Here is a 21,553-nt window from a genome sequence, read left to right on the forward strand (position 1 = left end):
TCATCGCCTCGCCAGCAGGCCCTGCGGCCGCAGCGCCAGCACCAGCACCATGATCAGGAAGGTGACGACGATGGCGTAGGTCGGGATGTAGACCGAGCCGAGCTGCTCGGCGAGACCGATGATGACGGCGCCGAGCGCGGCGCCTGGGATCGAGCCCATGCCGCCGACGATCACGACCACGAGCGAGGCGAGCAGGAAGCGGGTGTCCTCGCCCGGCGACAGCGACTGGAAGGTACCGCCGACCACGCCGGCGATGCCGGCAAGCCCCGCGCCGAGCGCGAACACCAGCACGAACACCAGCTGGATCCGCACCCCGGTCGCGGCCAGAATGTCGCGGTCGTCGACCCCGGCGCGCACGATCACGCCGATCCGCGTCCGATTCAGCGCCAGCCACATCGCGATCCCGATCGCGACGGAGGCCAGGAAGATCACCAGCCGCACCAGCGGGTATTGCAGATAGACCGGCTCGCCGGATGATTTGATCGCGGTGAGCAGCGGCAGTTGTACCGGGCCGATCAGCCAGCTCGGGGTCTGGACCTGGTAGAAGTCGCCGCCGAACACCCACAGCATCAGGTCGGCGAACACGATCGAGAGCCCGATCGTCACCATGGTCTGCCGGAGGTCCTGTCCCTCCATGCGGCGGAACACGACGAGCTGCAGGATCACGCCGACCAGCGCCACCGCGATGAAGGCGACGATGAAGGAGAGGATCCACGAGCCGGTCCAGGTGCTGACCGCATAGCCGATATAGCCGCCGAACAGGTAGAGCGAGCCGTGCGCGAGGTTGACGTTGCGCATCAGGCCGAAGATCAGCGTGAAGCCGCTTGCGACCAGGAAATACAGCCCGCCGAGCGTGATGCCGTTCAGCACGGCATTGAGGAACACGCGCTTGCGGCCGATCGCGGCTTCCAGCCCCGGCGGCCAGATCGCGAACACCAGCCACGCGAGCACCGCGACCGCGATGATCACGATCAGCGCCCAGGCCGGATGGCGTTCGATGAACCTGGCCATCTCCGTCGCGTTCCCTCAACTGGTCGCGACCGTCTGCCGGGCCGCGTGTCCGATATCCTATCGAGGGCGAAGGCTGCGGATTTGATCGAGAGTATCTTTTATCGTGTGTCTGGAACTCCGTTCACGGCCGCAACACCTTGGCGGCGCGGCGATAGTCGGTCGGGGCCATGCCGACATTGGCGGCGAAGAAGCGGGTGAAGCCGCTCTGCGAGGAGAAGCCGAGATCGAAGCCGATATCGGCGATCGGCGCCTCGGTCGCGACTAGCGCATCCAGCGCCTGCTCCATGATCAGCGTGTTCATGTAGAGGTGAGGGGTGACGCCGGTCTGTGTCCGGAACAGCCGATAGAAATGCGGCCGCGACAGCCCCGCCTCGCGCGCGATCGCGTCGAGCTCGATCTCGGCGCCGGGGCTTTCCGACATCAGCTTGATCGATTTGCGGACCCGGAAGTCGGTCACCGCGGCCGCGGCGGGCGCGCCCTCGGTCGCCTGCCAGCTCTCCTCGTAGCAGGAATCGATCAGCTGCCTGAGCTCGCAATCCAGGCTGCGCAGCGATGGCGCGCCGCACACCAGCGCTGCGGTGCGGCGGATCAGCCGGTCGAGCGCCTCGGTGCGCGGAAAGAAGGTGCGGCCGAACCGCATCGCCTGCGCGTTCGCCCCCTGCGGCGCGAACCATTCGGCATTGACATAGAGCACGAAGAAGATCGCGCCATGGTCCATGTCGGTCGGCAGGAAATTGTGCGGTTCCCACGGGTTGACCGCGACCACGGTGTCGTCCTTGAGCAGCAGGCGCTGCTCGGCGACGTCGATCTGCGCCGGCGTGCCGCCGACATGAAAGATCAAGTGCCCTTCGCGGTGCGCATGCACGTTGAAGGGACGGTTCAACTGATAGACCGTCGCGCGACCGAACCGGCCGTGGAAGACGGCAAGCGCCCTGCTCATGCCTCCCCTCCCGCGGGATGTTCTTGTCTTTTCGACAAGCGTTCATCATCCGCCCGCGGAAAGCAAGGGCGAGCAGGGCTCTCGATGCAACCGCGCGCCCCGGTCACGGCTGGCTTGCTCGCACCTGCAACAAATACGTCAGTACTTCTTGCACTCCGGAACTGTGCGGCTCGGCAGGCCGATCTTGGCGAACACGGCCGGATCGTAGCCCAGCGTCTGGTTGACGTTCGGGATCACCTTCACGACCTTGGAGAACAGCGCGCCCTTGCCGTCATCGACCACCTCGGTGACGAAATTGGTGCCGATCGCTTGGCGGTTGGCATCGAGCTTGATCTTGCCGTTCGGCGCATCGATCTCGATCTTGGCCAGCGCGTCCTTCAGCTTGGCCTGGTTGTTGGAGAGATCGCCATTGACCTGTCGCAGCGCCAGGATCAGCGCCATGGTCGAGCCGTAATAGTTGGTGGCGAGGAGCGACGGGCTCGGGAAGCGTTTGCTCTCCGGGAACGAGTCCTGGTAGGCCTTCACGAATTTCTGCCAGTTCGGATCCTCCCAGGTATCGGCCTGGCCGCTGGCGGCGATGGTGCCGATCAGCGCGTTCTTGGCGCTGCCCTTTGACGACAGGATGGTCTGGTCGATCATGATCGAGCCGCCCATCAGATGCGCCTTGCCGCCGGCCTGCTGATACTGGTTGAGGAAGTTGACGGCGTCGGCGCCGCCGAGGCCGAGATAGATCGCATCGACATCGTCGGGCAGCGCCGCGATGACGGAAGCAAAATCCTTGGTGCCGAGCGGCACCCATTGCCGGTTGGTAACCTGGCCGCCGGCGGCGCAGAACTCCAGCACCAGACCGAACACCTGGGTGTAGATGAAGGAGTAGTCCTCGCCGACGGTCGCGATCTTGCGATAGCCCTTGGTCTCATAGGCGTATTTGCCGAGGCCGACCTGCCATTGCGCCCCGTCCATGTTGTAGCGGAAGAAGTTCGGCGCCGGATCGACATAGGTCGTCTCCTGCGCGCCGGAGGCGGCGTTGACGAAGGTCAGTTCGGGGTGGGTTTTTGCAAAATTCTTCACCGCGATGCCTTCGTCGCCGGACAGCGGCGACAGCAGAATCTGCACCTTGTCCTGCTCGATCAGCTTGCGCACCGCGCGCACCGCGGAGTCCGGCGTCGCGTCGGTCGAGGCGACGACGAAGTCGAGCTCCTTGTCGCCGATCTTCTTGCCGAGCACGTTGAGCGCGGTCTGGAAGCCGCGCATGCCGTCCTCGCCGAGCACCGTATAGGTGCCCTCGAGCGTGGCGGTGACGCCGACCTTGATCTTCTCCTGGGCGAACGCCGTGCCCGAAAGCAACAGGCTGCTCAACGCAATCAGTCCCAAACTGCCCTTCAACATCGCTTCCTCCCTCTGTGTTGTCGCCGGAATCCACCTGGCCTTGCATTTGGGGTGCGAAGGCCGATCGGCGTCCGGTTGTTGGCGGCAAAGCTAGCCGAAGGCGGGCGCGGCGCGGATGTCGTCGCTGCCATGTGGCTTAACGGGCAGTCTCATTTTGATTGTTGCGCCGCAGCGCGGTTCGCGGCGCAATGTCGCGGTGGCGTGTTCGGTCTTGTTCGGTGTCATCACCCGCGAAAGCGGGTGATCCAGTATTTCAGGGGCAGTTGTTGTTGAGCCGATGGGCCGCGGCGTACTGGATCGCCCGGTCCCGTCTACGCCAAGGCTTCGACGAGGCAAGCAGTCCGTGGCGCGCCGAAGCTTTAGCGGAGGCGGCGAGCCGGGCGACGACAGTTGAGGATAAGGACGCAGCTTCGCATTCTCGCGACATGATTGCCCGAGCTTTGATCGTCGTTTCGCCGCTCTACAATCAGAGGGCGCAGGGAAAGCCGGGTGCCGATCGCACCCATGGGTCCGGTGCAATAAAAAAGCACCGGAGGTCGGACCACAGGTGTAACCGGAAACATCCCGGCTTTCCCTGCGCGATGGTTTTACGGCTTATACGTGCTCGCCCCGGTGAGACTGGGCTTGTTTGTCACCGTCCTTCGCGAGAACGCTTGCGCGTTCCGCTAGGAGACACCTGCCGCTAGGGCGTCAGGTCTGCACGACTTCGCCGTCCGCCGCATCGTGCACGTCGTCAGTGCGCAAGCAGCGTCCACCGCATCTCACCGCAACACTCCTGACGATGCGCAGCGCCCCTCGATCGGATGAGATGCGCCTATTGAACATCTGAGTTGGGTGGCTTGTCAAGACAAATTCTGAAAAAACGAAGAGACGGGATCGTGCGGTACATGTGTCGTACTCGCAACGTCACCAGAGTTTCGTCGATCGGTGGGCCCGTTCGTGCTTCACAGCCTGGCAAATTCCCGGTCTAATCATGGCGGACCTGAGATGACTATTTTTATCGCAGAGACGTTCATTTGAGACCAGGTTCAAGAGGTCGCTGACCAGCGCCAGCGGCCTCTTCGTGCTGCATCATTGATTGCGAAGGGCTGTCCGATGCCGATGCAGGTATGGGCCGTTGCGGCGTCGATCGGTTGGACGGCCGTGGTGGGCGTGACGCTGCTCTACATTATCTTCGGGCCTGGCTAGCGCCAGGAGGGCGCGCCTTACTTCGCGCTTGCCTACTTCAGCGCTTGCCTACTTCAGCGCTTGCCTACTTGGGCGCTTGCAGTCCTTTCGACGCGGCCCAGTCGTCCAGATGCGAGGCCGTATCGGCCCGCCGCGCCTTCTTCAGAAGCGCGTCACGTTCTGCGCCGGGAGAGAGCTTCGCCGCTTCCGCGCGCGCCGCTTCGGCGAACGCGGCGAGCCGTTGCTGAAGGGATTCTGTCTGCGTAAACCGCCGTCGTTTCATGTTTTGAACTCCCTGTGGAGTGGGCGGGAGCGCAACCGGCGTTCTCATCACCGATAGAAGCCAGGGTTGTGCGGTGATGGAACCATTATGGCGGGTCACCATGGAAAGGTATGTCCAATAGTGAACACAGCGCGACGGTTCCTCGTCGGTTAGTTTCTGAACCGATCGTACCCGAAGACGCATTTCGCCCGGAAGATCGTGCCACGCTCGTCTCTGACGCTCACTGAAAGCTCGCGGTCCGATTTGGCGCCAACAGCGGCCAGCGTGTCTCTTGCGAAATCGGCGAGGGCAAGCGCTGCCTCTTCCTGCGCCTCCATGACGTTGCGCAGGTCTATCCCTTCCTGGTCCAGGGAAGCTGCCTCATCGTCTCGAAAATCGAAATAGTACCGGGGCATGAACCATAAACAGGTGATGTCGCGTACCGTTCCAATCGAAGTCAGGCTGGTGCCGAGACGTCGCGCCGACATCGCCGCCGCTACGGCATGTGGTGGCCGGCCGCCTGACCGCCGTCGACGTGCAGCACTTCGCCGGTGACGAACCCCGCGCCGTCGAGATAAAGCACCGCGTCGACGACGTCGGATATCTCGCCCATGCGGCCGACCGGGTGCAGCGCGGCCAGCGCCGGATGCGCCTCGCTCGGGTGCATCGGGGTCTTGATGATCCCGGGCGACACCGCGTTGACGCGAATGCCGCTGCTTGCATATTCGATGGCGAGCGCGCGGGTCGCAGCGTTCAAACCGCCCTTGGTGAGGGAGGCGAGGGCGGCCGGCACACTGCTCATCGGCTGGTCGACCAGGCTTGTCGTGATCGTGACGACATGGCCGTGGCCCTGCTTGCTCATCAGCTCCAGCGCACGCTGGGTCATGTGGAAGAAGCCGGTCATGTTGGTCGAGATGTACCCGGCGTAGTCGTCCTGCGAGTAGGCCGTGAACGGCTTGGCCAGGAAGATGCCGGCGTTGTTGACCAGCGTGTCGACGCGGCCGAAACGATCCAGCGCCACTCTGAACACCTGCTCCGCGGTCTGGGGTGCGCCGACGTCGCCTGGCACGGCAACGAGATCCGCATCGGTGCCCGGCTTGATCGAGCGCGATGTTGCGACGACCCGGCAGCCTCGATCCCTGAAGGCTTGTACCAGACCCGCGCCGATCCCCTGCGATGCACCGGTGATGACCGCGACTTTGCGCTCCGTGCTCATGATCGCACTCCCTCCAAAGTTTCAGGCTACGCCGCGCCGCTCGCCGCGAGCGGGCTGTAGTCGTTGTTCCTGAACATCGTATGCAGTTGCCGGCGGCGGATGCCGAGATTGCCGCCGTCGAAGATCGGCAGCGCCAGCGCGTCCTGGAGCAGGCGGCCGAACGGGGCTTCGTGGTCATAGCTGTCGATGCCGACCACCCGCATCAGCTCGGTGATGACACGCACGGCGGACTCCGAGCCGAAGATCTTGGCCTGCACCGACAGCTCCTCTGCGGCCGGCGACTGGGTGTCGAGAGCATGGCAGGCGCGCCAGCTGAGCGTGCGCGCCGCCTCGATCGTGGTCTTGGCATCGGCGAGCGCGTATCCGACCGCCTGATGCTCTATGATCGGGTGAACGCCGCCGCGCTTTTCGCTGCGGGCGAAATCGAGTGCAAACGAAAAGGCCGCGCGCATCAGCGCGACGCCGAAGATCCCGACCAGCGCCGCGGTGCCGGTGAACGCGGCTGCGGTCAGCGCGAGACCTGCACCCTGCTGGCCGAGCAGATTGTGCTGCGGCGTCGTGACATCGTTGAGCCCGAACTGCGGGACCAGATGCGCCCGATGCCCGATACTGTCGATCGCGCGTTCGAACACCAGCCCGCTCACCGGTCCCTGCACGGCAATGATCGAGATCGCGGCGTCCGGCGCGGCTGCCGGATCGGTCCGGCACACGATGGTCAAGAGATCGGCGCCCTCGCGATTCCAGCCGGTGGCCGAGGACACCCATTTCTTGCGGCCGTTGATCAGCCAGTTGGCGCCCTCGCGACGCGCCGTGGTGCGGACGCCCTCGCCGGGCGGCGGCGAGGCGGCATTGGCGCTGCCGCCGGGCTCGCTGGAGCAGAATGCGGCCAGCGGCGCGCCGCTGGTCTTCAGGAACGGCGCCAGCAGCCGCTGGCATTGCTCCGGCGTGCCGCCGAGCAGCAGCGGCAGCAGGCCGAGCACGCTGCCGAGCATGGTGAGCGTCACGCTCGGGTTCACGCTGTAGAATTCTTCGGCCAGGATGGCCATGTCGATCATGCCGGCATTGTCGCCGCCGGCCGGCGCCGGAATGCACTTGCGCAAATAGCCGGCCGCGACCATCGCCTCGTAGGTCGGCCTGGTCGCGAGGAAGCGCTGCTCCGGCGTCGCCAGCAACTCGGCCGACCTGGCCTCGGCCAGCACCTCCCGGGCGAATTTGCGGGAGGTGAGTTGCAGCTCGCGCTGCTGCGCCGTGAGCGTGAAATCGATCGCCATGCCAATGCCCTCCGTGTCGGCAACTTGGGCAATGGCTATCGTGGTGAGGTCGGGAAATCTTGGACCGCAGCGCCAGATTTCTTGGCGCGGAGTGAACCGGAGTGATGTGGCAGAGCTGCTGCGCGGCAACACGGATCGGTTGGTGCCTGTCGGAACAGACGTCTTTCCATGGTCAGGAATGTCGCGTAATTTTGCGGCGAGCTACCGAGACGAGAGTGCCGAAGCCCCGTTTGGACGAACCGGTAGCGCGCATGCCGTCGGCAGGCATCGGCAGCCTTTCAGCAGGCCTCGCTTTTTCTGGTCTGACGCAGCTTTATTTTAGGGAGATTGGCCATGAGAGCTCTATTTGCGAGCGCAGGTTTGGCACTGTCGTTGTCTTTGGCGTCGGCACCGGGTGCCAGTGCTCAGGAAGCGCCCGAATGGATGAAGCAGACACTTCCTGACCAGGCATTCAAGGCGCACTGGGACGAACAGCAGGCCGTGATGAATCCAGCCGGTGCCTTGGATGGGAAAACCAAGCACCTCATTGGCCTCGCTGTGGCGGCACAGATTCCGTGTGAATATTGCGTCAACGGACACACCAAAGCGGCAAAGGCCGCTGGTGCGACCGATGACCAAATAAAGGAGGCCATTGCGACCGCCGCGCTCGTCCGTTTCAACAGCACGATGCTGAATGGCTCGGACGGCGGCCGCGAGTGGTCTTCGCGGAAATAGGCTTGGTGCTGTAGGGAGTGAACCTACGAGCTTTCCAGGTCGCGAGATTCGCATCAAAATTTCGGATGCGCGCGGCGATGCATCGAGTACGTTCGTCGCGCTTCAGTGCGCGGCGGCGCGGCGGAATTCGCGCGGGGCGAGGCCGTTGCAGCGCTTGAACAGCCGGTTGAAATGCGAGATGTCGCGGAATCCTGCGGCAAAGGCGATCTCGGCAATGGTCCTGTGGGCGGCGTTGCGGTCGAGCAGGGCACGCGTGCATGCGGCGATCCGCTGCTCGTTGACGTGTTCGCCGACGGAGCGGCCGGTGGCTGCAAACAGGCGATGCACGTAGCGCTCGGAGCAGCGGAATTTTCTCGCCAGCGCCGGCGCGCCGAGCTCGGGGTCGTCGCTGTGGCGGGCGATATGATCGAGCATGACGGACAGCAGCACCGGCGTATGGACGCGCTCGGCCGATAGATCGGCGAGCATATCGGGGGCGTGTGCGATCAGCTCGGCGATATGCGTGCCGAGCATCGCCGAGGTTGTCGCGGGTTGGCGGCCGCCCAGGCAGAGCTCGGCATAGCTGGCCAGCGTCCGCGACAGCGCGCGGCCGGTTTCGGTCGCGGACAGGCCGAGCCGGGGGCGATCGAACATCGCCTCCGGCAACAGGCGCCGCGGCACCGCAAAGCAGAACAGCTCGAAGTGATGCCGGTGCGCGATCTCGAACGGCTGCGTCGTATCGGCAACCGCGAGATCGCTGGGGGCAGAGATCTGCTCGTGGCCGCGCTGCGAGGTGCGCCCCAGCCCTTCGAGCTGGAGGTTGACGAAGCAGATGTCATCGGTGCTTGCAGCGATATGCGAGGCGAGCCGGCGGACGATGTGTCCGCTCGCCGTGACCCGCGATATCTGCAGCGGCGCGGCATCGACCTTGCAGATCGCGCCGGCAAAGGATTCTTCGGCAATCCTGCGCGGCTCCAGTCGCACGAAGGCGGCCGCGAGGTCGTCTGCCCAGCTGCCGAAGGGCTGATCCGGACGGACCGGCCTGGTCGACCATTCCATGTGCGCCTCGAACAGATCGTCACTGCGAAGGGCCCAGCCGGCGAAAGATATCGCCGGCCAAACCGGCGGTCAAATGCCGCCGGTGGTCTGATCCCCCCTGCAATGAATGGCGCGTGCATGCCGGGAACGGCGACGTCACTTCGTGGTGTAGCCGCCGTTGACCGGGATGGTCTGGCCGGCCGCGCATCCACAACTAGGGCAATCGCATATGACCCTTCGGCGGCTGCGGAGGTAACTTGGCCTCGTGGTTCGAGACGCGCCGCAAGCGGCGCTCCTCACCATGAGGGTCTACTATTGTGCAGCAAAACAAGCCGTCGTCCTGAGAGGATGTGAAGCTTTGTCCTCATCCACTGTTGTCGTCGCCCGGCTCGACCGGGCGACCCAGTACGCCGCGACTTATCGGCTCAAGCACAGCCGTCTCTGGAATACTGGATCACCCGCATGCGCGGGTGATGACGCTGAGCAAGCCAATTCCGTCACCCTGTGAGGAGCCCGCCAGAGGCGGGCGTCTCGAAGGATGGCCGCAGGATGCTTCTCGGCAGCTCTGTCCGCACTGCCAGCATTTGTCGCGGCGGCCGCAAGTGTTTGCCGATTGGCTCACCGCGCTGCTGAAAGAGAAACTGCTCGCTGCAAGCGAGGGCGCGTACTCAAACCGGGATGTCAGCTTTCTATGGGCAAAGCGGACCCGCGCCCCCGAGCCTGGCGCTGTCGGCTTTTGATCCGGACCTCGCGATCCCCCCGCGCACGCGGGAAGCGGATTTATGAGTACACGCCCCAGAACCTCTGCATGATGCCGGCGCAGGAGCCGCGGCGCATCATCGCTCGCTGTTAGCGGCGGGTCGGGATTGTCCTCGTTGCGCGCTTGCGCTCGACCTTGGGCTGAAAGAACAGGCGGGGTGCCACCGAGACCAGTCCGATGGTCATTCCGAGGAATGCCAGGAACGTATCGAGGTAATTGAACTCCATTTCAGTTGTCTCCATTCGTCTTGCACCGGGCTCGGCTTGATATTTGGCCCGGTGCAATGCGTTCGATGAGCTAGATATGGTGCGGTGCAAGGCTCGGTACAATGGTAAATATTGCTCTCGGAGCAATACTCTCAATGCTCCGCATCCAGACAGCAGGCCTTACTAGTCCTACTGCGTCACAAGCGCTGTTTCGGCCGATCCCGAGAGGCCGTGAACGAATCTGGCCGTCATTGCGAGCCAACGGGTCGCGCGAATGCGCGCCCGATGACAGGCTCCGCGAAGCAATCCATCGGCCCGCAAACGCGGTTGGATGGATTGCTTCGTCGCTTCAGCGCAAAATTGCTTTGCAATTTTGTCGCGAGCTCCTCGCAATGACGGCGGAGGCAGGATTATGACGCAGTAAGGCTAGAACTTCTGCGTGATGCCGGCGTAGAAGCCGCGGCGCGGGCCGTATTGCGGGGCGAACACGCCGATGCCGGAGCCGTCGCGGATCTGGTAGACGGTGTCGAACAGATTGACGACGTCGAAGCGCAGCGTGGTCGGCTTGTTCGGCGCGACGATGGTGAAGTCGTGCGAGACGCCGAGATTGACCTGCGTATAGGCCGGCACCGTGCCGGTGTTGGCGAAGCCGTCGCGCAGGCCCGAGCCGTAGATCATCGAGGCGCTGAACTTGGTGTCGTGCCATTGATACCAGCCGCCGACCGATGCGGTCAGCGTCTGGGCGTGGTCGGTGTTGACGTAATTGTTGGCGATATAGGCGAGCTCGTCCGGATCGAACAGATATTGGTTCGACACGACCTGGGTGGCGACTTGCCGTGCGATTGCGACATTGCCGTAGAGATGCAGATTGTCGTGGTCGTAGCGCGCTTTCAGCTCGACGCCTTCATTGGTGCCCTTGGCATAGTTGAAGGCGGTCAGGACATAGGCCTGGCCGAACTGACCGTCGTCGAGCAGGTCGGTCGCGATCTTGTAATAGGCGTCCATGCCGACCTCGAGGCCGGGGATCGCAGCAACTTTTTGCGTGACGCCGATGTCGAACACGTGCGAGCGCTCCGGCAGCACCGGATCGTTGGCGGTGACGCCCGGTTGCGCCGTGGTGTTCTGCACCAGCGCGAGGTTGGTCGGCGCCGCCAGCACCTGCTCGGGCGGCGTGAAGTTGCGCGCATAGCCGGCATGGAAGGTTGTGCCATCGAAAGGCTTCCAGGTCAGGCTGATCCTGGGGCTCAGCTGGTTGGCATCGACATATTGCCACATCTGGTCGAAGCGCAGGCCCGCGTTGAGCGTCAGCTGGTTGGTGATCTTCCACTCGTCGGCGATGTAGGTGGAGAACAGGTATCCGGTCTTGGCGCTGGAATCGAACACCGAGAGCGGCGCATCGATCGGATTGCCGGAATCGTCGAGCGGCAGCACGGTCGAGCCGTTGTTGACCAGCGTGCGTTCGGCGCTGAACGACATGCCGAATTTCAGCGTGTGCGCGAAGCCGAGCCGGTAGGACGTGTCCTCCTGGATGCCGTTGACGAAGCTCTGGCGATAGACGTCGGAGGCGACGCCGTTGAAGACGAGGTCGCCGACCGGGTCGGGCATGAAGTGCAGCTGGCTGTAGCGGTTGAAATAGGCGACCTGGTAGTCGAAGCCGTCGCCGGATTTTTGATAGGCCACGACGTTGAACTGGTTGAACTCCCGCTGCCGCTCGTCGAGCAGTGCGGAATCGAAGTTGGAGACGCCGTAGGCGGTGAAGGCCGGCGGCTGCCCGGGATTGTTGGGGATCTGATAGTTGCCGTTGGAGACGCCGCCGATATAGGTCAGCCGGCTGGTCGAGTCGATCGCGGTCGAGACATAGGCAAAGCCTTTCTCCTGATCGGTGCGGTCGTGGATGGCGCTGTAGGCCGGCGTCGGGTTCTCGATGCCGACGTCGCTGCCGAAATAGCGGCCGGAGACGTAGTACTGCGTCTGTCCGACCGTGCCGCCATAGTCGACGCTGGTGGTGAAATTGCCGTGGCTGCCGCCATAGACGCTCACGCTGCCGGAATTGTTGAAGGCGTCGGTCTTGGTCTGGATGTCGAGCACGCCGGCGGTGCGCAGGCCGTATTGCGCGGGCAGCGCGCCGGTGATGAGCGCCATGCTGCCGACGATCCCGGTGTCGATGATCTGGCCGAAGGCGCCGACGCCGTCCGGCAGCATGATTCCGTTGATGCGGTATTGCAGGTTGGCGTGCTCGTTGCGGACATGCAGTTCGCCGCTGGCGGCCGAATCCTGCGATACGCCCGGCGCCTGCAGCAGCGCCTTGTCGAGCGTGGTGTTGGTGCCCTGCGGCAGTGACTGAAGGAACTGCTGGCTCATCTGATAGCTGCCGGCGCCGGTCGGCGCGAGCAGCGCGGCGCGCGCCTGGTCGAGCCGTTCGTTCTGGCCTGCGATGGCCTGCGCCTGGGTCTGCTCTGGAGATTCCGGCGTCGCCGAGACCGTGCCGGCTCGTCGCGCGCGGTGGCCGCCGCCGGCAGCTACGCGGGTGTTCGGCTTTTTTGGCCCTGATGGCGCGTTGTGGTGCTGCGGCGCCGTCACCGTGATGTCGGGCAGGGTGGTGGTCGGCGCCGTCGTCTGCGCGAATGCGGTGCCATTGATCCCGCAGGCGATCAGCGAAGCCGCACCGGCGGCCGCGTGTCGTCGGATAGTGCCTGACATATTGGTTCCCGATCTCATGAGGCCGCGATCCGATCCGTCCGAACAGGACGCGGTCGAGCCCGCCGTCGCTTTACGACGGCCCAATTCCGATTGATCAAACGCCAGCCGATCCATGGCCGCGTTCGACGTTCAGTCGTGCGGGGAATTCAGGCGACCGGAGGCGCGCGCGGCTGATAGTGGTGCCGGCCGATCTCGACCGGGGCCGCATAATTGTCGATCTGCCAACAGAGCAGACCGGCAGCATTCGGCAGTTGCAGCGGCGGCAATGCCGGTGCCGGTACGGCCGAATTGACCATCGCCACGACGGCGCAGATCGCGCAAAGATCCGCGGCCTGGTCGGAATCCGGATTCGAAGCTGGTGCGTTGCGCGAGGCGCGCTCGACATGCGCCGCGAACGACGTCGGCGCCAGCGCCGCTGCAATGGCGTGGAAATGCCCGAACGACAGCACGAACTGGATCGACAGCGCCAGCAGCGCGAGCCGAGCCCCATGCCTGATGTTCGAACGAAACCACTTCATGTCGACGCCATTCCCGCGTCGGGAGGTCACAAGACCTACGGATGGCAGCTGCGACGCGGTGTCGCACAGTTTCGAAAACGTGCTGGGCTGTCAATCCGCATTGCTGGGCGAGGTGATCAATTTCCAGGCGATCGGACGATTTTGCCACATCGCAGCCGGCACGGGACGCCGGTCCCCGACAGCAATGTTTCCGCGAGCGATCGCTCCATGGCGAGGGGCGCCAGCACTAGTCTGTTGCGTCCTGCTGGAGGTCGTGCGCTGGCATTCTCGACCTCAGAAGGGTATGATCGACAACCACATGACGGTAAGCTGATGTCCGCTTTCGTAAGCAAACTTGGCCTCGCAATTCCACTATTGGTGCTGTGCCTCGGCGGCCAGCAGGCCCATGCGCAGGCCGGCCCGGTGCGCTACTGGACGCCGGGCTCGCTGTTCGGCTTCGGCGGCAGCCTGGCGGACGGCCAGAAGGCGGACACCTACGGCAATTTTCCGGGTTTTGACGCGACCAGCGCGCAGGGCGGCGCCGCGTATCTGAACGGGCGGCCGGACGGCTGGTTCGTCGGCAGCGAAGGCGGTCGTGCCGGCTGGAGCGCGCTCGGCCAATCGGCGGCGTTCGGTTCGCTGGACTATCAGGGCGCGCAGGTCGGCTACAATTTCAAGGGTGTCGGCAACACGCCCGTGACCTTCTTCGCCGGCTTCGACAGCCTGAAATACAATCCGCCCGGCGCCGGCGGACCGGCGGCGCCGTTCAGCGGCAATCCCGGCGTCAACGCCGGCTATTCGGCGCGGGCGGGTGTCGAGTTCCGCCCGACCTCGAATGTCACCCTGTCGCTTGGGGCCAGCTTCACCCAGCAGGGGGCGGAGCGGATGGACAGCGACATTCATTCGCAATTGTTGCCCGGCCAGTCGGTCCTGTTCGGCGGCCGCTAGCTTCAAGCCTAGAACTTCGCCCTGATGCCGGCATAGGCGGCGAGCGGCATGCCGGGCACGAACGTGCGGGGATCGCTGAGCTGGGCCATCAGGTTGGTGACGCCGCGCGTCGTGCTGGCGAAGCCGCCGGTCTCGTAGAACGCGCCGCTCAGATAATAACGCTGGTTGAAAACGTTGTTGATCAGACCGAACACCTCGATGTTCGGGGTGATCTGATACGAGGTGTGCAGATTGACGACGGAATAGGCCGGGATCTTCGGGCTCTGGTTGGTGTCGTCATGGATGATCCACTGGCTGCCGACGACGTTGACGTCGGCGCCGACCTTCCACGCATCGGTGACGTTGTAGTCGACACCGGCCTTGACGCGGTGCGCGGGAATGCCCGGGATCTGGTCGCCCGGCTTGACGTTGACATAGGAGACATCCGAATTGTTCGGATCGGTCACCGCGTTCGGATTGTTCGGCGAGAATAGCGTGATCGCGCTTTGATAGGTCGCGTTGACATAGGTGTAGCTGGCGTAGGCGTTCCAGCGATTGACGCGGTAGTCGAGCTTGGCCTCGATGCCCTGCCGCAAGGTCTGCCCGGCATTCTGGAAGAAGCCGAAATTGTTGACGCCGAGCGGGCTCGCCACCTGGATGATGTCGTCGTCGGACAAGGTGCGGAACGCGCCCAGCCCCCAGCTCAGCATGCCGGTTCTGGCGTCGCGGCCCCAGCTGCCGCGCAGGCCGGCCTCGACGGTATGCGACACCACCTGCTTGAGCGGCGGATCGGCCACCAGGAAGCTGTCGATCATGCAGGGATGGTTGGGATCGGAGCAGCCGAGCTCGAGCGGCGTCGGTGCGCGGTTGGCTTCCGAATAGCCGGCATAGGCGGTGAGGTTCGGCGTGATCTTGTAGGTGCCGCCGATCACCGGGTTGAAGCGCTGGAAGTGGTTGCTGCTGTTGAGCAGGTCGTTGGTCCCGGTCTGGTCCTGCAGATCGATCTGGGCGAAGTTGAACCGTCCGCCGGCGGTGATCGAGAATTTGTCGGTCACGTCGAAGGTGTTGGTGAGATAGACGCCGGCATAGGTGTTGCTGGCGTGCAGGTCGACCGGGCTGAGGCCGGCGTCGGGCTGGTTGATGAAGATGCCGGTGCCGGTCACGAACAGGTTCTGGTCGACCGTGCCCAATTCGCTGCTGGCATTGAACTTGGTGAAGCCATGGTCGACGCTGACGCCCATCACCACGTGGTTGTCGTGGCCGAACAGCTGGTCGGTGTTGGTGAGCTGCGCCGTGCCGCCGAAGCTCTTGGTGTCGACCCGGTTGCGGTCGAGCTCGCCAAGGAAGACGGTGCCGAGCGTATTGGGGACCGGCGGACCGCCGACCGGACCGTAGATCGGGTCATTGTCGTTGTTGCCGTCGATGCACAGGTTGCGCCCCCTGTTGCATCCTTCGACGTCGGTGCCGTTGCCGTCGACATGGGACTGCCAGAAGCCGCGGAAATAGGCGTTGCCCTGGAACGACCAAGTGTCCGAAATCGTATGGTTCAGCGTCGCGTTGACGAAGGCGAGCTGCAGCAGCGTCGACTGCGGCCAGGTGTAGACGCTCGACCAGCGTTGGTTGAGCATCTCGACCGGCGTCGCCGCGACATTGCCGAGCAGATTGTCGGCGCCGGTGAAGTTGATGTGGAATTCGGTCTGGTCGTTGCGCGCGCCGATGTCGACATACATGCGGTTGACGTGCGAGGAATTGGCATAGTCGCGCCAGCCGCGGTCATAGGCGGATTCGAATGCCGCATAGGCCGAGATGTTGTCCTGCTGGCCGCCGGCCTGCACGCTGCCCTGCACGCGGCCGTAGGAGCCGCCGAACGTTTCAGCCTCGATACCTTGATAGGTAAAGCCGTTTTTCATCTGAATGCTGAGCGCGCCGCCGATTGCGTTGAGGCCGAACACCGGGTTGTTGGGAACCAGCGAAACCTGGTCGATGGCCTTCTCCGGGATGAAGTCCCAGTTGACCACGTCGCCCCAGGCCTCGTTGATGCGGACGCCGTTCTGATAGACCGCGATGCCCTGCGGCGTGCCCTGCACCGGCGAGGCGGTGAAGCCGCGATAGTCGAGATTGCGCTGAAACGGATTGCCGGTCTGATCGGTGAGCGTGACGCCGGGCAGCTTGCGGTTCACTGAGTCCAAAAAGTTGGTCGAATAGTTGCGGCTGAAATCCGCCGAGGTCAGCACCTCGGTGTTGGACGGGATCTTGTCGCGGTCGAGCAGGCTCGAGTCGCGGTCGGAGGGGCCGGGCATTCCGGTGCCGCCTTCCGGCGCCGCCGCGGTCTGCGCCGGCGCGGCGCGGATCCGCGCGGTTCGCGATGTCCGCGCCACCGGCCGAGACGCGGGCTTGATGCTGCGGGTGCCTGACAACGGCGAGGTGGCGATCACGGTGACGGGCGGCAGCTCGGTTGCGGCCGGCGCGGCCGCCGTTTGGGCGTGCAGGATCGTTGGCGGCGCGACTGCAAGGACGGCCAGCACGGCTGCCGTTCCGCCGGTATGAGATGAAGACAACAAATATCGTGTTGCCGTACGCAACAACGTACCAGCCATGACGCTCCGCCCCTAAACGTTCGGTTCGCAGTTGTCCCCGTCGAACCCTGCATCTGAAGACTGCGGGAGCGGCACAGGCTTGGCAAACAAGATTTGTCCCGAGCGTCCGGGATTGTTTTCAGCAGCTGTCGGGAAGATTTCCAGCTTCGCGATCGGGAAAAATTCCCGCTCGCCGGCCTCAGAACTTCGCCCTGATGCCGGCGTAAGCCGCCAGCGGCATGCCGGGTACGAAGGTGCGGGGATCGCTCAGTTGCGCCATCAGGTTCGGAGCCGAGCCGGCACTGGCAAAGCCGCCGGTCTGATAGAACGCGCCGCTCAGATAATAGTGCTGGTTGAACACGTTGTTGATCAGGCCGAACACCTCGATGTTCGGCGTGATCTGATACGAGGTGTGCAGATTGACGACCGAGTAGGCCGGCACCTTCGGACTCTGGTTGGTGTCATCATGGATGATCCACTGGCTGCCGACGACGTTGACGTCGGCGCCGAGCTTCCATGCATCGGTCACGTTGTAGTCGACGCCGGCCTTGAAGCGGTGTGCAGGAATGCCCGGGATGTGGTCACCCGGATTGACGTTGACAAATTCCGCGCCGGCATCGTTGGTCACCGCGTTCGGATTGTTCGGCGAGGACAGCGTGATTGCGCTTCGGTAGGTCGCGTCGACATAGGTGTAGTTGGCGTAGGCGTTCCAGCGATCGATGCGATAGTCGAGCTTGGCCTCGATGCCTCGCCGCAAGGTCTGCCCGGCATTCTGGAAGAAGCCGAAATTGTTGACGCCGAGCGGGCTTGCCACTTCGATGATGTCGTCGTCGGACAGAGTCCGGAAGACACCCAGTCCCCAGCTCAGCATGCCGGTCCTGGCATCGCGGCCCCAGCTGCCGCGCAGGCCGGCCTCGACGGTGTGCGCGACCACCTGCTTGAGCGGCGGGTCGGATACCAGGAAGCTGTCGATCATGCAGGGGTGGTTGGGATCGGAGCAGCCGAGCTCCAGCGGTGTCGGCGCGCGGTTGGCTTCCGAATAGCCGGCATAGGCGGTGAGGTTCGGCGTGATCTTGTAGGTGCCGCCGATCACCGGATTGAATCGCTGAAAGCTGTTGCTGCTGGTGAGCAGCGGATTGGTCCCGGTCTGGTCCTGCAAATCGATCTGAGCAAAGTTGAACCGCCCACCCGCAGTGACCGAGAATTTGTTCGTCACGTCGAAAGTGTCGGTGAGATAGACGCCGGCATAGGTGTTGGTGGCGCGCAGATCGACCGGGCTCAGGCCGGCGTCGGGCTGGTTGATGAAGATGCCGGTGCCGGTCACGAACAGGTTGCTGGGATCGATCGTTGCGAGTTCGCTGGCCGCCGTGAATTTTGTGTTGCCGTGGTCGACGCTAACGCCCATCACGACGTGGTTGTCGTGTCCGAACAGCCTGTCGGAGTTGGTCAGCTGCGCTGTGCCGCCGAAGCTGTTGGTGGCAGCCCGGTTGCGGTCGAGTTCACCGAGGAAAGCGTCGCCCAGCGTGTTCGGAACGGACGGGCCTCCCGCGGAGCCAAAAATCGGAAGGCCGTCGCCGATGCACAGGCTGGCCCCTCCTTCGCACGATTGCACATTGGTGCCGTTGCCGTCGATATGCGACTGCCGGAAGCCGCGGAAATAGGCGTTGCCCTGGAACGACCAGGTGTCCGAGAAATTATGGCTCAGCGTCGCGTTGACGAAGGCGAGCTGCAGCAACGTCGATTGCGGCCAGGTGTAGACGCTCGACCAGCGCTGGTTGAGCATCTGAATCGGCGTTGCCACGACATTGCCAAGCAGATTGTCGGCGCCGCTGAAGTTGACGTGGAATTCGGTCTGGTCGTTGCGCGCGCCGATGTCGACATACATCCGATTGACGTGCGAGGAGTTGGCGTGGTCGCGCCAGCCGCGGTCATAGGCGGATTCGAACGCGGCGTAGGCCGAGACGTTGTCCTTCTGGCCGCCGGCCTGCACGCTACCCTGCACGCGGCCGTATGAGCCGCCGAACGCCTCGGCTTCTGCACCCTGATAGGTGAAGCCGTTCTTCATCTGGATGCTGAGCGCGCCGCCGATCGCGTTGAGGCCGAACACCGGGTTGTTGGGAAACAATGCGACGCTGTCGATGGCCTTCTCCGGGATGAAGTCCCAGTTGACCACGTCGCCCCAGGATTCGTTGATGCGCACACCGTTCTGATAGACCGCAATGCCCTGCGGCGTTCCCTGCACCGGCGAGGCGACGAAGCCGCGGTAGTCGAGATTGCGCTGAAACGGATTGCCGGTCTGGTCGGTGAGCGTGACGCCGGGCAGCTTGCGGTTCACCGAGTCCAAAAAGTTGGTCGAATAGTTGCGACTGAAGTCCGCCGAGGTCAGCACCTCGGTGTTGGACGGAACCTTGTCCCGATCGATCAGGCTGGAGTCGCGGTCGGAGGGGCCGGGGACCCCGGCCCCGCCTTCCGGCGCGGCTGCGGTTTGAACCGGCGCGGCGCGCGTCCGCGCGGTCCGTGCGGGGCGCGCCACCGGCCGGGAGGCGGGCTTGATGCTGCGCGTGCCGGACAGGGGCGAGGGGGCAATGACGTTGACCGGCGGCAGCTCGGCAGGGGCGGGGGCCTGGGCATGCGCGATCGTCAGCGGCGCTACGGCCCCGATGGCGGTGAGTATGGCCGCAGCGCCGCGCGCGGCGGCCGACTCGGATAAAAATCGTGTTGCCGTACGCAACACCGTACCAGCCATGACGCCCACCCCATGGTCGCGGTTCGCTTTTATCCCCGACGAACCTTTGCGACCCTTGGCTTTCAGACTGCGGGAGCGCTGTGGCTTTGGCAAACAAGATCAGTCCCGAGCGGGCGGGATTCTTTCCCGGTTCGATCGGGAAAAATTCCCGATGCTCGGCGCCGTGAGGCGTCATGGGCCGCTGATCAGGGATTCCAGTGACGTTTCGCCGGTTGCTGCCCAAGAGGTAGGCATTCCCACCTCTTGGGCAGCGGTATCATGTCAGTCCTTGAACTCGCAGCCGAGCCGCTGCAGGGCCTCATCGACCCAGCGGCGGTCGCTGGTGCCGGCGAGGATCTGCTGGATCGCCTTCTCCTCAGTCGCCTTCTTGGCCTCGGTCAGCTTGCAGATCGCCTCGACGTCGTCATAGGGCACGCAGAGCACGCCGTCGTCGTCGGCCACGATCAGGTCGCCGGGCTCGACGATCATGCCGTCGATCGAGATCGCGCAATTGATCTCGCCCGGGCCGTCCTTGTAGGGGCCGCGATGGGCGACGCCGGCGGCGAACACCGGGAACGAGCCGGTACGGATCGCGCCGGCATCGCGGATCGAGCCGTCGATCACGAAACCCGCGACGCCCTTCTTCTCGGCCAGCGTCGACATGATCTCGCCGATGATGGCGTTGACCAGCACGCCGCCGGCATCGACCACGATCACGTCGCCCGGTTGCGCCAGGTCGATCGCCTTGTGCACCATCAGATTGTCGCCGGGCCGGGTCTTCACGGTCAGCGCCGGGCCGCCGAGCCAGCCGCCCTTGTGCATCGGCCGCAGCCGGTTGGTGCCCGCGATCCGCGACATCGAATCGCTGATATTGGCGACCGGAAGCCGGCGGTAGCGCGCGACCAGGTCAGGCGAGACTTTCCGCTTCGCCTTGTGAATTGCAAATCCTATGGCCATCGGTTTTCTCCGGGAGATTGATTGCTTGAAGTCGGTTGTCGGTCTTGCTGCTTGGTTAGACCCTCATGGTGAGGAGCGCGGAACGCGCGTCTCGAACCATGAGGCCCCGTCGGTGGCCTGCATCCTTCGAGACGCCCTGCGGGCTCCTCAGGATGAGGGGTTAGAGGAAAGTGTGCCGCGGTTGTTCAATGCGCGCGGCGGTCGAGATGGGCGTTGAGGCGAGGATAGACGCGGCGGGCGTTGCCTTCAAAGATCTTGGCCTTGTCTGCCGCGCTCAACGGCAATGCATCGATGTAGCGGCGGGTGTCGTCGAAATGATGCCCGGTCTCGGGATCGATGCCGCGCACCGCGCCGACCATCTCAGACGCAAACAGGATGTTCTCGACCGGGATCACCCGGGTCAACAGCTCGATGCCGGGCAGATGATAGACGCAGGTGTCGAAGAACACGTTCTTCAAGAGATGCTCCGACAGCGGCGGCAGCTTCATGTCCTGCGCGAGGCCGCGGTAGCGGCCCCAGTGATAGGGCACCGCGCCGCCGCCATGCGGGATGATGAACCGCAGGGTCGGGAAGCGCTTGAACAGGTCCGAGATCAGGAACTGCATGAAGGCGGTGGTGTCGCCGTTGAGGTAATGCGCGCCGGTGCCGTGGAAGCAGGGATTGCAGGACGAGGAAACATGGACCATCGCCGGCACGTCGAGCTCGACCATCTTCTCGTAGAGCGGATACCACCATTCGTCGGTCAACGGCGGGTCGCACCAATAGCCGCCGGCGGGATCCGGATTGAGGTTGCAGCCGACGAAGCCGAGCTGGGTCACGCAGCGCTCCAGCTCCTCGATGCAGTTCGCAGGCGTGACGCCCGGGCTCTGCGGCAGCTGGCAGACCGGGACGAAGTTCTGCGGGAACAGCGTGCAAACCCGGTGCACGAGGTCGTTGCAGATCGTGGTCCATTCGCGGCTGGTGGCTTCCTTGCCGACATGATGCGCCATGCCGGCGGCGCGCGGCGAGAAGATGGTGACATCGGTGCCGCGCTCCTTCTGCAAACGGAGCTGCGCGCCCTCGACGCTACTGCGGATCTCGTCATCGGTGATGCCGAGATTGGTGGTGAGCGGACGGCGCGATTTATCGGCGAGGCCGGCGAGCTGCTTGTCGCGGAAGATCTGCAGCTTGGCCGGCTCGGTTGTGTAGTGGCCGTGGCAATCGATGATCATGGTTGCT

The 21,553-nt window shown here is 64.1% G+C and carries 17 protein-coding genes; 2 read left to right on the forward strand and 15 right to left on the reverse strand.

What is annotated here, in order from left to right:
* The 7 genes from ACVMB0_RS16800 to ACVMB0_RS16830 form a co-directional block, all read right to left on the reverse strand.
* Positions 1-1,011 (reverse strand): branched-chain amino acid ABC transporter permease, encoded by a 1,011-nt coding sequence (locus tag ACVMB0_RS16800; RefSeq protein ID WP_461347007.1) that lies wholly within the window; start codon positions 1,009-1,011, stop codon positions 1-3.
* A gap of 121 nt (positions 1,012-1,132) precedes the next feature.
* Positions 1,133-1,951: a helix-turn-helix transcriptional regulator gene (locus tag ACVMB0_RS16805; RefSeq protein ID WP_456749794.1), complete on the reverse strand. Its 819-nt coding sequence runs from the start codon at positions 1,949-1,951 to the stop codon at positions 1,133-1,135.
* A 138-nt stretch (positions 1,952-2,089) separates the two neighbouring features.
* Positions 2,090-3,340 (reverse strand): ABC transporter substrate-binding protein, encoded by a 1,251-nt coding sequence (locus tag ACVMB0_RS16810; RefSeq protein WP_456749793.1) that lies wholly within the window; start codon positions 3,338-3,340, stop codon positions 2,090-2,092.
* A 1,252-nt stretch (positions 3,341-4,592) separates the two neighbouring features.
* Positions 4,593-4,790 (reverse strand): hypothetical protein, encoded by a 198-nt coding sequence (locus tag ACVMB0_RS16815; RefSeq protein ID WP_456749792.1) that lies wholly within the window; start codon positions 4,788-4,790, stop codon positions 4,593-4,595.
* 149 nt (positions 4,791-4,939) lie between these two features.
* Positions 4,940-5,257: a DUF6894 family protein gene (locus ACVMB0_RS16820; RefSeq protein ID WP_456749791.1), complete on the reverse strand. Its 318-nt coding sequence runs from the start codon at positions 5,255-5,257 to the stop codon at positions 4,940-4,942.
* An 8-nt stretch (positions 5,258-5,265) separates the two neighbouring features.
* Positions 5,266-5,985 carry an SDR family NAD(P)-dependent oxidoreductase gene (locus tag ACVMB0_RS16825; RefSeq protein WP_456798858.1) on the reverse strand — a complete coding sequence of 240 codons (720 nt, stop codon included), beginning with the start codon at positions 5,983-5,985 and terminating at the stop codon, positions 5,266-5,268.
* 26 nt (positions 5,986-6,011) lie between these two features.
* Positions 6,012-7,256, reverse strand: a complete 1,245-nt coding sequence (locus ACVMB0_RS16830; RefSeq protein WP_461347008.1) for an acyl-CoA dehydrogenase family protein — start codon at positions 7,254-7,256, stop codon at positions 6,012-6,014.
* A gap of 333 nt (positions 7,257-7,589) precedes the next feature.
* On the opposite strand from ACVMB0_RS16830, the gene ACVMB0_RS16835 reads away from it, so the two are divergent.
* Positions 7,590-7,970 (forward strand): carboxymuconolactone decarboxylase family protein, encoded by a 381-nt coding sequence (locus tag ACVMB0_RS16835; RefSeq protein ID WP_461347009.1) that lies wholly within the window; start codon positions 7,590-7,592, stop codon positions 7,968-7,970.
* A gap of 102 nt (positions 7,971-8,072) precedes the next feature.
* Here ACVMB0_RS16835 and ACVMB0_RS16840 read toward each other — a convergent pair whose 3' ends face one another.
* From ACVMB0_RS16840 to ACVMB0_RS16855, 4 genes are all read right to left on the reverse strand, one after another.
* Positions 8,073-9,008: a helix-turn-helix domain-containing protein gene (locus ACVMB0_RS16840; RefSeq protein ID WP_461347010.1), complete on the reverse strand. Its 936-nt coding sequence runs from the start codon at positions 9,006-9,008 to the stop codon at positions 8,073-8,075.
* 828 nt (positions 9,009-9,836) lie between these two features.
* A complete protein-coding gene (locus ACVMB0_RS16845; protein ID WP_456749786.1) occupies positions 9,837-9,974 on the reverse strand; it encodes a hypothetical protein in 138 nt (45 codons plus the stop codon).
* Between the two features lie 405 nt (positions 9,975-10,379).
* A complete protein-coding gene (locus ACVMB0_RS16850) occupies positions 10,380-12,653 on the reverse strand; it encodes a TonB-dependent receptor (protein WP_461347011.1) in 2,274 nt (757 codons plus the stop codon).
* A 146-nt stretch (positions 12,654-12,799) separates the two neighbouring features.
* The gene (locus ACVMB0_RS16855) at positions 12,800-13,171 is read right to left on the reverse strand and encodes a DUF2946 family protein (RefSeq protein ID WP_456749784.1); all 372 of its coding nucleotides are present in this window, start codon (positions 13,169-13,171) and stop codon (positions 12,800-12,802) included.
* 312 nt (positions 13,172-13,483) lie between these two features.
* Here ACVMB0_RS16855 and ACVMB0_RS16860 point away from each other — a divergent pair, with 312 nt between their 5' ends.
* Positions 13,484-14,098, forward strand: a complete 615-nt coding sequence (locus ACVMB0_RS16860; RefSeq protein ID WP_456749783.1) for a hypothetical protein — start codon at positions 13,484-13,486, stop codon at positions 14,096-14,098.
* 8 nt (positions 14,099-14,106) lie between these two features.
* Here the strand turns inward: ACVMB0_RS16860 and ACVMB0_RS16865 are convergent, their stop codons facing one another.
* The 4 genes from ACVMB0_RS16865 to ACVMB0_RS16880 all read right to left on the reverse strand — a co-directional run bounded on the left by ACVMB0_RS16865 (position 14,107) and on the right by ACVMB0_RS16880 (position 21,546).
* On the reverse strand, positions 14,107-16,602 hold the full coding sequence (locus ACVMB0_RS16865) for a TonB-dependent receptor (RefSeq protein ID WP_461347012.1): 2,496 nt from the start codon (positions 16,600-16,602) through the stop codon (positions 14,107-14,109).
* Positions 16,603-16,852: 250 nt separating this feature from the next.
* The gene (locus ACVMB0_RS16870) at positions 16,853-19,399 is read right to left on the reverse strand and encodes a TonB-dependent receptor (protein WP_461347013.1); all 2,547 of its coding nucleotides are present in this window, start codon (positions 19,397-19,399) and stop codon (positions 16,853-16,855) included.
* Between the two features lie 261 nt (positions 19,400-19,660).
* Positions 19,661-20,335: an RraA family protein gene (locus ACVMB0_RS16875; RefSeq protein ID WP_456749780.1), complete on the reverse strand. Its 675-nt coding sequence runs from the start codon at positions 20,333-20,335 to the stop codon at positions 19,661-19,663.
* 185 nt (positions 20,336-20,520) lie between these two features.
* Positions 20,521-21,546, reverse strand: a complete 1,026-nt coding sequence (locus tag ACVMB0_RS16880; protein ID WP_461347014.1) for an amidohydrolase family protein — start codon at positions 21,544-21,546, stop codon at positions 20,521-20,523.
* Between the last annotated feature and the right edge of the window lie 7 nt (positions 21,547-21,553).

It is taken from the genome of Bradyrhizobium sp. USDA 4451, from assembly GCF_054822585.1.